This is a genomic window from Actinoplanes oryzae, assembly GCF_030757795.1.
Taxonomy (GTDB): domain Bacteria; phylum Actinomycetota; class Actinomycetes; order Mycobacteriales; family Micromonosporaceae; genus Actinoplanes.
This window is the reverse complement of record NZ_JAUQWH010000228.1, coordinates 1-12003: the sequence shown is the minus strand read 5'-3', so window position 1 is coordinate 12003 and position 12003 is coordinate 1. Positions and strand designations below refer to the sequence as shown.

General features: G+C 73.4%; 13 protein-coding genes. 4 read left to right on the top strand and 9 right to left on the bottom strand.

The window, feature by feature from the left end:
* On the top strand, nucleotides 1–1326 hold a 1326-nt coding region (locus tag RBH18_RS40310), incomplete at its 5' end, for a maltotransferase domain-containing protein (protein WP_306215795.1).
* Here the strand turns inward: RBH18_RS40310 and RBH18_RS40305 are convergent.
* The 9 genes from RBH18_RS40305 to RBH18_RS40265 all read right to left on the bottom strand — a co-directional run bounded on the left by RBH18_RS40305 (nucleotide 1321) and on the right by RBH18_RS40265 (nucleotide 8631).
* A complete protein-coding gene (locus RBH18_RS40305) occupies nucleotides 1321–1710 on the bottom strand; it encodes a VOC family protein (protein WP_306215794.1) in 390 nt (129 codons plus the stop codon). The two genes, RBH18_RS40310 and RBH18_RS40305, sit on opposite strands and share 6 nt — an antisense overlap.
* Nucleotides 1710–2741, bottom strand: a complete 1032-nt coding sequence (locus RBH18_RS40300) for a class I SAM-dependent methyltransferase (protein WP_306215793.1) — start codon at nucleotides 2739–2741, stop codon at nucleotides 1710–1712. Before RBH18_RS40300 ends, RBH18_RS40305 begins: the two co-directional genes overlap by 1 nt.
* 74 nt (nucleotides 2742–2815) lie before the next feature.
* Nucleotides 2816–5401 (bottom strand): ATP-binding protein, encoded by a 2586-nt coding sequence (locus tag RBH18_RS40295; RefSeq protein ID WP_306215792.1) that lies wholly within the window; start codon nucleotides 5399–5401, stop codon nucleotides 2816–2818.
* A 62-nt stretch (nucleotides 5402–5463) separates the two neighbouring features.
* Nucleotides 5464–5877: a hypothetical protein gene (locus RBH18_RS40290; protein WP_306215791.1), complete on the bottom strand. Its 414-nt coding sequence runs from the start codon at nucleotides 5875–5877 to the stop codon at nucleotides 5464–5466.
* Between the two features lie 31 nt (nucleotides 5878–5908).
* Nucleotides 5909–6313 (bottom strand): hypothetical protein, encoded by a 405-nt coding sequence (locus tag RBH18_RS40285; protein ID WP_306215790.1) that lies wholly within the window; start codon nucleotides 6311–6313, stop codon nucleotides 5909–5911.
* Entirely contained in the window at nucleotides 6310–7176 is an 867-nt protein-coding gene (locus RBH18_RS40280; protein ID WP_306215789.1) for a hypothetical protein, read from the bottom strand. Before RBH18_RS40280 ends, RBH18_RS40285 begins: the two co-directional genes overlap by 4 nt.
* A gap of 107 nt (nucleotides 7177–7283) precedes the next feature.
* On the bottom strand, nucleotides 7284–7655 hold the full coding sequence (locus tag RBH18_RS40275; RefSeq protein WP_306215788.1) for a type VII secretion target: 372 nt from the start codon (nucleotides 7653–7655) through the stop codon (nucleotides 7284–7286).
* Nucleotides 7652–7960: a YbaB/EbfC family nucleoid-associated protein gene (locus RBH18_RS40270; RefSeq protein WP_306215787.1), complete on the bottom strand. Its 309-nt coding sequence runs from the start codon at nucleotides 7958–7960 to the stop codon at nucleotides 7652–7654. Before RBH18_RS40270 ends, RBH18_RS40275 begins: the two co-directional genes overlap by 4 nt.
* 62 nt (nucleotides 7961–8022) lie before the next feature.
* Entirely contained in the window at nucleotides 8023–8631 is a 609-nt protein-coding gene (locus RBH18_RS40265; protein ID WP_306215786.1) for a TetR/AcrR family transcriptional regulator, read from the bottom strand.
* A gap of 58 nt (nucleotides 8632–8689) precedes the next feature.
* Here RBH18_RS40265 and RBH18_RS40260 point away from each other — a divergent pair, with 58 nt between their 5' ends.
* From RBH18_RS40260 to RBH18_RS40250, 3 genes are read left to right on the top strand one after another with little or no spacing between them, the layout of a single operon-like run.
* Nucleotides 8690–10633, top strand: a complete 1944-nt coding sequence (locus RBH18_RS40260) for a HelD family protein (RefSeq protein ID WP_306215785.1) — start codon at nucleotides 8690–8692, stop codon at nucleotides 10631–10633.
* Between the two features lie 50 nt (nucleotides 10634–10683).
* Nucleotides 10684–11196, top strand: coding sequence for an RNA polymerase sigma factor (locus RBH18_RS40255; protein WP_306215784.1), 513 nt, complete (start codon nucleotides 10684–10686; stop codon nucleotides 11194–11196).
* The gene (locus tag RBH18_RS40250) at nucleotides 11193–11906 is read left to right on the top strand and encodes a hypothetical protein (RefSeq protein WP_306215783.1); all 714 of its coding nucleotides are present in this window, start codon (nucleotides 11193–11195) and stop codon (nucleotides 11904–11906) included. The genes RBH18_RS40255 and RBH18_RS40250 overlap by 4 nt, the downstream gene beginning before the upstream one ends.
* Nucleotides 11907–12003: the final 97 nt, after the last annotated feature.

Sequence of the window (12003 nt, the reverse complement as noted above, 5' to 3'; positions counted from 1 at the left end):
ATCGCTGTGCTGGACGTGGCGCCCGTCGTGGACGGGGGCGCAAGACCCGCGAAATCCGTGGTGGGCGAGGAGTTCCAGGTCACCGCGACGGTGCCCGCCCCCGAGCAGGAGGTCTTCCGCCGCGCGGGCTCCCACCCGGGCCGCACCTTCGGGACCGGCGCCGCGGCGGCCCTGGCGGGGACCGACGAGCGGACCGTGGCAGCCGCGCTCGAACGGCTCGTCGACGCCCACCTCGTCGAGACGCCGGCGCCGGGCCTGTTCCGGCTGCACGACCTGTTGCGCCTCTTCGCCACCGAGAACCTGACCGCCGCCGAGCACCGGGAGTGCCTGAGCCGGCTGCTGGCCTGGCTGACCGGGCACGCCGACCCCCGCGAGCGGGACAACGCGATCGCCGCCGCGCACCAGGGTCTCGCCCTCGGACTGCACGAGCAGGTGTGGGATCTCGTCCTCGCGACCCTGCCGACGCTGCGCCGCGTGAGCGACCACGCCGACAGGCTGACCCTGTGGACGGCGGCGGCCGAGGCGGCGAAGGCCCTGGGCGACGACTCCCGGCGGGCCCGCGCGCTGCACTGGGTGTCGTGGGGCTACGGCATGGCCGGTCTCGCCGGGCCCGCCCTGGCCGCCGCGGAGGAGGCCGTGGCGCTCGCGGGGCCCGGCACCCTCGCCGCGGCCCTGTTCAGCCAGGGGCGCGCGCTTCGGGTCGTACGCCGGTACGCGGAGGCGGAAGCCGCCCTGCGCCGGGCCCTCGACCTCTACGAGCAGGCGGGCGCCGCCGACGACGCCGACGAGGTGCGCATCACGCTCGGCCTGGTCTGCAACGTCTCGGGGCGGCCCGGGGAGGCGATCGAATGGGTGCGCGGGGTGCGCCGGCCGTGGGCCCTGAGCACGCTGTCCGTCGCGTACAAGCTCAGCGGCCGGCCCGCCGAGGCGGCAGCCCTGAACGACCGGGTGATCGCCACGGCCCGGCAGGACAACGACGCCTACCTGCTCGCGTACGCCGTCCGCGAGCGCGGCCTCCTCGCCCTGGACGCCCACCGCCTCGCCGACGCGCGCCGCGACCTGTGTGACGCCCTGACCATGCTGGAGTCCTTCCCGGACCAGATGGGCGTGTGCGGCGTCCACGCGAACCTGGGCGCCCTGGCCGTCGCCGAGGGACACCCCGCCGAGGCTCTGCTGGAATACGCGACGGCCGGCGAGGCGTACGAGCGGCTCGGTCACCGGGCGGCCGCCGGCGAGAGCCACCTGCGCCGCGCGGAGATCCTGGACGACCTCGGCCGTCCCACCGAGGCCGCCCAGGAGCGTGCGCGAGCGCGGGAGCTGCTATGACGGCGGCGGGGCGAAGAACTCCAGCGCGATGCCGTCGGGGTCCTTGAAGGACAGCCCCGACCCGTACGCGGCGTCCTCGATGCCACCGTGCCGGATCCCGAGCTCGTCGAGGCGCTGCTGCCACTTCTCCAGCGCGGTCCGGTCCGGGCAGCCGAAGGCGACGTGGTCGAGGCCGCGCCGGGCCGGGTCGAAGGACTCGCCGACGAGTCGCGGGAAGACGTGCAGCCCGTAGAGCGTGGTGCCGAGGGCGTAGACGATGTGCCGGAACGGGCCGGTGTCCTCGTCGACGGCCGGCTCGGTGCCGAAGAGCCGGGTGTACCAGGGGACGCTGACGGCCGGGTCGGAGATGGTGACGGCGACGTGCGTGAGGTCGGGGAAGGTCATCACGGCCTCGCCTCGTACACGATGTTGAAGGGCGTCTCGGCCACCCGGCGGAAGCGGGTGAAGCCCGCGTCCCCGGCGAGCTTGCGGATGGGACGCTCGCCGCCCTGGGCGCCGATGGCGTAGCCGCCGTCCTGGGAGAGCGCGTTCGGCACGCACAGGAACGTCGAGAACGAGTAGTAGACCCGCCCGACCGGGTTCAGGTTCTCGGCGACCGAGTCCCCGGCGTACGGTTCGACGATCATCCACGTGCCGTCGGGCGCCAGGGCGGAGCGGATGTGCTTGGCGGCGCCGAGCGGGTTGCCCATGTCGTGCAGCGAGTCGAAGGTCGTGACCAGGTCGTACGGGCCGCCGGTGAAACTGTCCGCCGCCGCGACCTCGTAGGTGCCGCCGAGCGTCCGCGCGTGCTCGATCGAGCCGGCGTGATAGTCGGAGCCCACGACGGTCGACGCCGGATAGGCGCCCGCCATCAGCCGGGTGGACGCGCCGTGCCCGCAGCCCACGTCGGCCACCCGGGCCCCGGCGCGCAACTTCTCCTCCACGCCGTCGAGGGCGGGGAGCCAGGCGGTGAGCAGGTTCGCGGTGTAGCCGGGGCGGAAGAAGCGGTCGCAGCCCTCGAAGACCTCGGCGTCGTGGTCGTGCCAGCCGACCCCTTCGCCCGTCCGGAAGGCCTCGGCGATCCGCTTCTCGGCCCGCAACGCGCCCAGCGCCAGCTGGAACGCGCCCGGCGCGTAGACGGCGCCGTCCGGGTCGGTCAGGCAGAACGCCTGCTCCTCGGTCATCCAGTAGATGTCCTCGGCCGGGTCGTACTCGACGTAGCCGCCGGCCGCCTGCCCGCGCAGCCACTCCTCGACGTAGCGGGGTGCGGTGCCGGTGCGGGCGGCGAGGTCCACGGCCCGCTGCGGCTTCTCCGCCAGTGCCTTGTAGAGCCCGAGCCGGTCGCCGATCATGACGTTGCCGGCCGCGGCCGCCGCGCCGAGATCGCCCACGAACCGGTGCAGGAAGTTCATCAGTTTGTCCTGGTCCACAGCCATCGGTGGTTCCTCCCAGAGAAAATCGGACCCCTGCAGAGGTACGCCCGGCGGCCCCGCCCGCGGATCGGTAACGGCTACCTATGCCGGGGCGGCGGCACACCGAGCTCGGCCGCGCGCACCGCCACCTCGCGACGACTGTGCAGCCCGAGCTTGGTGAGCACGGCGGCGACGTGGGCGTCGACCGTTCGTACGGAAAGGGTCAGCCGTTCCGCTATCTCGGCGTTGGTCAGGCCCGCGCCGAGCAGGTGCACCACCTCGAGCTGCCGTCCGGTGAGCCCCGCCGGATTGTGCCGCGTGCCGTCCGTGGGGCCCCGGGGCACGCGCACGGTGCCGAGCTCGCGCAGCCGGGTGCGTACCCGCCGGGCCAGGGGTGCCGCCTCCAGCCGGTCCAGCTCCGCGAGCGCCACGAGCAGGTCGCCGGGATCGTCGCTGTCGGCGAGCGCCGCGGCGTACTCGTAGGGGCAGCCCACGGCACGCCAGGCCGCAGCCGCCTCGGTGACCCGGCCCGCGATGTGCAGCGCGTGGGGGTGATCGCCCGCGATCGGGCGGATCGGGCGGCCCAGCCGGGTCATCCAGGACGCCAGCTCGGCCTCCTGCGCGACGACGCCCAGCTCGCACGCCTGCGCGTAGGTCCGCTCCAGCACCGCGACCGCGCCCGGGTCACCGCCGTGCAGCCACTGCGCCTCGGCCCGCACGGCGGCCGCCGGTCCGGTGCGCTGCAGCTCGCGCAGCTCCTCGGCCACCGCCCACGCCTGCGCCACGAGCTCCGCGGCGCCCGGCTCGCCGCGCCGGACGCCCACCCGGGCAAGAATGACGAGCGCCGGGCTGCGCGCCGCCATGGCCGACCCCGCGCCGATCTCGCCGCACTGCACCGCCTCGTCCCAGCGTCCCGTGGCGAGCCGCAGCAGCCCCAGCTCCACCGTCAGATAGGTGTGGAACATCCGGTGCTCGGCGTAGGCGGCGTGCTCCAGCGCCTCCGTCAGATACTTCTCGGCCTCGGCCAGGCGCAGCTCGTCCAGGAGATTCCAGATCAGATTGACGTACGCCCGGCAGGCGTGCTCGGACTCCCCCGCCGCCAGCGCCACCCGCAGGCTCTCCTCCAGGTCGGCCCGCCCCAGCGGGTTGCCGGCCTGCACCTTCGCCAGCCCGATGTTGTTGAGCGCGTGCGAGAGCGTCGCCTGGTCGCCGGCCTGCCGCGCGAGCCGCACGGCCCGCTCACCCCACGCGATCGCCTCCGCCTCGCGGGCGGCCAGACAGGCCAGCTGCGCCTGATTGCTGTACGCCATGGCGAGCAACCGATCGTCGCCCGCCTGCTCCAGGACGGCGACCGCCGCGGCGCCCGCCCGCTCGGCAGCGTCCCGCCGGCCGTTCATCCACTCGATCCGCGACAGCCACCGGTAGCTGGCGCCCCGCTTCCGAGGATCGTCCCGGTGCAGCGCCACGGCCTCCTGCTGGCTGACCCGGGCGGTCTCGTTGTCCCCGTTGGTGTAGCACTCGATCGCGTACCGGTCGAGCAGCTCCGCCTGCTCCGCCACCGGGTACGCGTCCCGGTGCTCGAGCGCCAGCCGCAGATGCCCCACGGCCTCCCGGTGCGACCCTGCCGCGATCGCCTCGGCGGCGGCCCGAGGCGCATAGGCGGCGATGGTGTCGGTGTCCCCAGCCTCCGCGGCGTGGTGCACGACGGCCGACAGATCGACGTCGCCGTGCTCCAGCAGCGCCGTGACCACCCGCTGGTTGAGAGCTATCCGCCGGGCCGCGGGCAGGGAGTCGGCGACGGCCCGCCGGATCAGCTCGTGCCGAAAGGTGACCCGCCCCGGCGCCACCGTGACCAGCCCGTTCCGCTCCGCCGGGGCGAGCGCGGCGACCCCGCCGGGCACCAGCCGGTCGACGAGCCACCGCTCCAGGGCCGACGGCACGACCGCGATCTGCTCCAGCGCGTCCTGGGCACTTCCCGCCACGGTACGCAGCCGCGCGAGCACCGCGTCGACGACGGTGGGCGGGGGGCGTACGGTGTCGCCGGCCGCGATGATCTCGACGACGAAGAACGGATTGCCGCCCGTCAGCTCATGGATCCTGCCCGCGTCCCGCGCACTCAACTTCTCGACCGCCGCCCGCGAGAGCCGCCCGAGCGGAAGCCGCCGCACCCGCTCCGACCGCGACACCAGCCCGAGCAGATCCCGCAGCGGATGCTCCCGCCCGATCTCGTCGTCCCGATAGGTCAGCACCAGCACCAGGGGCAGCCCGGCCGCCCGCCGCACCAGATACCGCAACACGTCCAGCGTCGCCTCGTCCGCCCAGTGCACGTCCTCGACCACCAGCACGGTCGGCTGCTGCGCCCAGCTCAACTCGCCCCGCAACGCCTCCAGCAGCTCGTTCCGATCCCGCCCCTCCGCCAGCGCCGCCGTCAACCGCGGCCCGACGCTCCCCACCAGATCCCGGAACGGCCCGAGCGTCCGCCGGGTCGCCAGATCGTCGCAGTACCCGACGAGCAGCCGCCCCTCCGCCGGCAGCACCCCCCGCACGGCCTCGACGAGCGCCGACTTCCCGATCCCCGCCTCCCCGCACACGAGCACGACCGACCCGCCCCCACCGGCCGCCTCCCCAGCGGCGGCGGCCAGCTCCGCGATCTCCCGCTCCCGCTCGAGCAAAACCCGCCCCACCAGCGCATCGTCCCACGCCCCACCCGATCCGCCGCTGTCGTGAAACGGTCACCGCCGAGGTATCAGCCGAGATCGCCGGGAGTGAACGGAACGCCGCCGTTGAGCCCGAAGGCGTATTTCGCCGCTTCCTCACCCGCCGCGAACAACTCGTCATAGGACCGCTCGGGGACGATGTAGTGCCGAGCCCGGATCAACTGAAGAAACTCCCCGGGCAGCCCCACATGATGGCGCCGGACGTAATACGCGTAGTCGTAGCGCCACAGCCAGTCGCCGTCCGTCAGCATCGAACACCCGTTCATGGTCTGCCGCCCCGGGTCCAGCGGATCGTCCTCGATGTCCATCATGTCGATCAGCGGATGCCCGCCCTCGAGATAGGCGACGACACGATCCCAGTCCCGCAGCGGCTCCGGCGTGATGTGGTCATGGATGCTGAGCCCGGGGTCCGGATGATGCCCCTGGTTCAGTTCGACGAACATTCCCGCTGTCTGCATACCCGCATTCTCTCCGTCATTCGTCCTCGCCGAAGAAGACGAGGTGACCGGCGTACTCGGCGCAGGCGGCGAGGTCCGCCTTGTCCATCGCGGGCACGGTGTAATCGCGGCTGCGAATCAACTCCAGGAACTCCGCCGGCAGTTCGACATGATGACGATCGAGGTAGTGGGCCAGATCCGCGCGCCACAACCACGTGCCGTCGGTGAGGACGGAATCGCCGTTCATGACGTACTCCGCGGGATCGAGCACATCGTCGTTGCCACCCATGGCGGCGATGAGCCGGTGCCCCGCTCGCAGATAGCGGATCACGTCCTCGGCGTCGGGCAGCTGCCCGGCCGCGATGTGGTCATGGATGCTCGGCTGCGGCGTCGGAGGACGCAGCACACTCAGCTCGGCGAACATCCCCGCCAACCGCATCACGTGCCGCCTCCCGGCTCGAAGAGCTTCCACTTGCCGTTGTTGAAGATATGCACCGCGCGGTCCGCGTCGCCCTCCAGGTAGACCCCGACCGTCTGGGTCGGTGCGAGAACGGGAACCCCGAGCGCGTCGGCGACCTGTTGCGCCGCGGGCGGGACGTCCGCACCGGGCACGACCCGGCCGGAGTGGCACGAGATCAGCCGCACCGGTCCGCCGCCCCAGCCCGGATTGCTTCGGATGGCGTCGGCGATCTGACCGGCGTGTGTGACGTTGGCCCGGTAGTCCTGTCCGTCAGCCCCGACGAGCCCGGGGCGGAAGTGTCCGTCAGGCTGCCCGTGCACGACGACGTCGTGATAGCCGGGCTTGGGCCGGGCGGTGTCGAAGTTCAGCATCGTCGCCGAGTCGTACCCGATCGCTGTCCGGTTTGCCGCGTGATAAACCGGATCGCCGGCGGGAAGCCAGTCGTGCGGTACGCGGCTCGGGGGCACCGGATGCTTCCCCGGGGCGGCGTTGCTCGCCCGCCGTTCCCGGCGAGTGCCCATGTCACTCGCCTCGGCACGGCGGAGCGTCGCGATCGCCGCACCCAGCTCGTCCATGGCGGAGCCGAGGCGGCGCAGGCTGGACAGGAGCTGCCGCAGCCAGCGCGCGATCTTCGCCGCCCACGAGGCGCACAGCGTCGACACCTGTTCGATCACCAGCGGCGTGGCGGCGCCGAGGGAGGCGGCCAGCTCCCCGGCGTAGACCATCAGGCGCGAGACCACGGTTGCGATCGCGTCGCGGACCATGGTGCGGACCGTGGCGATCAGGAGGCCGGCGCCCTCGGTCATCAGGGCCATGCCCTCGGAGGCGCGGGCGAGGGTGCGCAATGTGTCCGCGCGGCGGGCGGCGAAGGCCCGGTAGGCGCCGGCGGCGGCTCCCTGCCATTCGTCGAGGTCCCAGCGGACGTCGCGGAGGAGGGTGCCGGCCTCGTCGGTCAGGCGGGTGCCGACGTTGCGCCAGGTCTGGGCGTGGGCCGCGATCTGGGCGGGGTCGCCGGCGAGCCAGTCCAGGGCCTCCGAGAGCGGCTTGACGTGGTCTCGGTCAGCAGGTACTGCCGGGCGGCGAGCCGCACTTGGTCGCCCATGTCCCGCAGCGACGCGGCACTGTCGGCGATGCCGTCGATCAGCTCGCCCTGCAGGACGTTGAGCATGGCCGGCACCATCGCGCACAGCTGCCCGTACGCGCCGGAGCCCGCCCGCACCGCCCCGCCCGCCGCCTGTGCCTGCTCGACGCCGGCGGCGACCGTGCCGATGTGGCCGGCGTGGGCGAGGAGGTCGGCCGGGCGGACCTCGAAGCGATCGGTCATCGGGCGTCGCGGCGATAGGTGTCCAGCACGGCGCGGCCCGCCTCGCTGTCGGCGCCGATGGTCTCGCCCACGACGGCGGCGGCCCGGTCGGCCAGCTCGGCGCGGGCGTCCGCCACGGTGGCCAGGATGTCGCGGGCCAGCGAGGCGGCGGAGCGGTGCCGGGTCTGCTCGCTCAGCCGCAGGTCGGTCAGCTCGCCCGAGCGGCCGACCGTGACCTCGATCAGCCCGTCCGAGCTTTGCACGGAGGCGTTGAGCCGGGCCATCCGAGCGGCCGCGCGGCGCGCTGCTCGAAGCCTTCCTGCCACTCGTCCACCTGACGCTCCTCGAACATGCGCCCAGACCAACGGCGGCGAGCGTGGCGGGGGCGTCAGCTGATTCCGGTGCGCAGCTGCGCGAAGGCCCGGTCCGCCGCCGCGGCCGCCGCCGGGTGGAGCGCCGCCGCCGACTCGCCCGCGCTCAGGCGTCGCCAGTTGTCCCGGGCCAGCACCCGCTGCACCGCCAGGATCTGGGCGGCGGCCAGCCGGGCGGCGAGCGGGTCGGGGATCGCCGGGGCCAGCGCCTCCGCGAGGCTCTCCTCGTCGCGCAGCTGGAAGTCGCCGACGCGGGCGGACAGGCTGGGCGTGGAGAAGACCAGGTCGTGGTAGGCGAGCACGGCGGGGTCGTCGTTGAGCCCGGTCACCGGGTCCCGGCGGGCCAGGCCGTCCACGAAGTGCCGGTGCAGCGCCGCGAGCGGATCCGGCGCCCCGGCGGCGATCCGGGCGGGCTCGCCGGCGTAGTCGGCGAGCCGGTGCAGCGCGAGGTCCTCCTTGGACCGGAAGTAGCGGAAGAGCGTGGGCTTGGAGATCTCGGCCGCGGCGGCGATGTCACTCACGGAGACGTTGTCGTAGCCACGCTCCAGGAACATGTCGATCGCCAGCGTGGAGACAGCGTCGAACGTGCGCTGTTTCTTGCGTTCCCGCAGGCCCCTGTGTTCCACCGGATCACGGTAGCAAATGAGACGCGGTCAATTTCGTTACTCGGTTACAGTATTGCCCATGGAGCTTGCGGAGGAACGGGCTTATCTCGATCGCGTACGTCGGGCCCTCGCCTGGATGCTCGACCACGCGCGGATGCGGGTCGCCACCGGGGAGGACGTGGCCGGGGACAGGTACACCGCGGAAACGCTGGGCAGGATGCTGAAGAGCTACGCGAAAGAACTGGCCGAGGAGCCGCCCGGCGCGCCGTTCTTCGGCAAGCTCTCCTTCGCCGACGGTCACCGGTACTACCTCGGGCGGCGGCGGGTCGTCGACGAGCGGGGCGAGCCGCTGGTCATCGACTGGCGTGCCCCGGTCTCGGCGTTGTTCTACCGGGCGAGCCCCCGGGACCGGCAAGGCGTGTCGGTGCGCCGCCGGTTCGGGTGGAGCAGCCGGCCGCCGGTCGAGCTGACCGGCTTCGAGGACGAGCGGCTGGACCACGGCGAGGAGCTGGGCGGGGCGAGCCGGCTGTTGACGGCGGAGATCGAGCGGCCGCGGGTCGGCCCGATGCGGGACATCGTGGCGACGATCCAGCCCGAGCAGGACGAGCTCGTCCGGGCGGAGCTGGACCGGTCGCTGTGCGTCCAGGGCGCCCCGGGCACGGGCAAGACCGCCGTGGGCCTGCACCGCGCCGCGTACCTGCTCTACACGCACCGGCACCAGCTCCAGCGCACCGGCGTCCTCGTGGTCGGGCCCAACCCGGCGTTCCTCGAGTACATCTCGGCGGTCCTGCCCGCGCTCGGCGAGGTCGACGTCCTGCAGCGCACTCTCGCGGAAGTGCTGGGCGATCGGGCACCCCGCGGTACGGACGGCGAGCGGGCCGCGGCGATCAAGCACGACGTACGCATGGCCCAGGTGCTCGGCCGGGCCCTGGACAACCTGCTCAGGTCGCCGGCGGAGAGGGCCGAGGGAATAGTCCTGCCCGACGGCTCCTACCGGCTGCGCGTCCCGGCCGTCGCCCTGCTCCGCGAATTCCGGCAGGTCCGCGCGGAGGGCTTGCCCTACGGCGTGGGGCGCGAACGATGGCGCACGCGGATCGTGGCCCTCCTGCAGCGGCAGCTGGAGCACCACGGCGAGTCGCCCACCCGCAAGTGGCTGGACAAGACAAGCCGCGCCCGGCCTGTCACCGAGGTGCTCGACGCCTGCTGGCCCCGAGTGCGCCCGGAGGAGCTGCTGACCGCCCTCTTCAGCGACCCCGCCGCACTGGCCCGGGCCGCCGGCGGCATCCTGGGCGCGGACGAACAGGCGGCGCTGCTCTGGGCCCGCCCGCCGCGCACCTTCAAGAGTGCCCCGTGGTCGGCGGCGGATCTGGTGCTGCTCGACGAGCTCGCCGGGGCCATCGGGCACCCGCCCGGCTTCGGGCACATCGTCGTGGACGAGGCCCAGGACCTGTCGCCGATGCAGTGCCGGGTGCTCGCCCGGCGCAGCCGGCACGGGTCCCTCACCGTGCTCGGCGATCTGGCCCAGGGCACCAGCCCCTGGGCGGCCACGAACTGGCACGAGCAGGTGGCGCATCTCGGCAAGCCCGGCACCCCGGTCACCGCGCTGACCGCCGGCTTCCGCGTGCCCGCGGTGGTGCTCGACTTCGCCAACCAGCTGCTGCCCCACCTCGGCGTCGACGTGCCGGTGGCCCGATCCGTCCGCCGCGACGGCGAACTGCGGCTGCACCCCACCTCCGATCTCATCGCCACCACGGAGTCGTGCATCGCCCGGACGCGGGAGGGTTCTGTCGCGGTGATCGCGGCGGACGACCGGGCCGCGGCGCTGCCGGACCTGGGCCCTCGGATCACGGTCGTGCCGGCCACCCAGGCGAAGGGCCTCGAGTTCGATCATGTCGTCGTCGTCGAGCCCCGGGAGATCGCCGAGCCGGGGCTGCGGCTGCTCTACGTGGCGCTCACCCGGGCGGTTTCCCGGCTGGACCTGGTGCACAGCACCCCGCTGCCGGAAGAATTACCGGCCCTGTGACACCTCGTCCACCGGCGACAGGTACGGAGTGTGGATCCCGGAGACAGCACATGACCCCCGCTGAGGAGCGCCTACGTGCCCTGCATGCGGAGACCTACGCCGATCTGCTGCGCTTTGTGAAGCGGCGCATTCCGGACGACGACGCGGACGACATCGTGGCGGCGACCTTCGAGGTGGCGTGGCGGCGGTTCGCGGACCTGCCGGCGGATGCGCGGCCCTGGTTGTTCGGCATCGCCCGGAATCTGCTGGCGAATCAGGATCGGAAGCGGCTGCGGCGGCGCGTCGTGGACGTGCGGATGGTCGCCGACGTCACCACGGCTGAGGCGGACCGCGCGCCCGGCGTCGACGCGCGCATCGATCTCGTACGGGCGTGGTGGACCTTGAGCCCCGCGGACCGCGAGGTGCTCGCGCTCGTGGCCTTCGACGGGCTCGACGACGGGCAGGCGGCGACCGTGCTGGGCTGTCGCCCGGCCACCTTCCGGATGCGGCTCACCCGGGCCCGGCAGCGGTTGCGTGCCGCCCTGGACGCGGCCCCCAAGCAGAAGACGGGAAGCAGAGCATGAACGAGTGGGAGCAGCTGTCCGCCCTCGATCCGATGCGGGACTACGAGCCCACGCCGGAGCGCCGCGCGTACGCCGCGAGCAGGCTGACATTTCCGGGAAAGGCAACACCGAAGCGAACCGGCGTGCTGGTGGCCGCCGCGGTGACAGCAGCCGGATTGATTCTCTGGCCCGGCGGGCAGGAGGAGGCGCAGGCGTCCTGGACGACCCCGCTGGCCCTCGCCGGCGCCGACGTGCTGCCACAGGCCCGCGCGTGCGCGAAGGGCTGGGGCGCGGACTGGCGGACCCCGCCCGGCGCGGACGACGTCCTGCTGGCGGAGCGCCGCGCGGACACCACCCTCCTGCTGGTCGCCAAGGACGGCGGCGACCTGGTCAGCTGCACGCTCTTCGGCGGGGAGGCGACCGGCGCCGATCTGCTCGACCGATCCGGGCCCGCCCCGGCCACGGGCACCGCGACGATCGAGTCCATCGGGGCGACCGGGCATGAGGAGTGGTACTCGCAGGTGGTCGGCCGGGCCGGCGCCGGCGTCACGAAGGTCGACATCGAGCTGCCCGACGGGACCGTGGTGCACACCAGCCTCCGCGCCGGCTGGTTCGCGGCCTGGTGGCCGGGGCGGCAGGGCGGCGCTGCCGACGGCGTACGCGTCGTCGTGCACACCGCCGCGGGCGCGACGAGCCACCTGCCGTCGCAGCTCTACCGGAACGAGGAGTGACCCGGGGCGATCGACGCCTGCACCACCAGCGCCGCGGCCCCGATGGCGGCGGCGTCCCGGGGCTGGGCTGACAGCTCCACCGTGATGTCGTGGCGGT

Coding starts and splice junctions, on each gene's coding strand:
- RBH18_RS40300 (WP_306215793.1), bottom strand. CDS start 2,741: ATGGCTGTGGACCAGGACAAACTGATGAACTTCCTGCACCGGTTCGTG.
- RBH18_RS40290 (WP_306215791.1), bottom strand. CDS start 5,877: ATGTTCGTCGAACTGAACCAGGGGCATCATCCGGACCCCGGGCTCAGC.
- RBH18_RS40255 (WP_306215784.1), top strand. CDS start 10,684: ATGACCCCCGCTGAGGAGCGCCTACGTGCCCTGCATGCGGAGACCTAC.
- RBH18_RS40260 (WP_306215785.1), top strand. CDS start 8,690: ATGGAGCTTGCGGAGGAACGGGCTTATCTCGATCGCGTACGTCGGGCC.
- RBH18_RS40305 (WP_306215794.1), bottom strand. CDS start 1,710: ATGACCTTCCCCGACCTCACGCACGTCGCCGTCACCATCTCCGACCCG.
- RBH18_RS40275 (WP_306215788.1), bottom strand. CDS start 7,655: ATGACCGATCGCTTCGAGGTCCGCCCGGCCGACCTCCTCGCCCACGCC.
- RBH18_RS40250 (WP_306215783.1), top strand. CDS start 11,193: ATGAACGAGTGGGAGCAGCTGTCCGCCCTCGATCCGATGCGGGACTAC.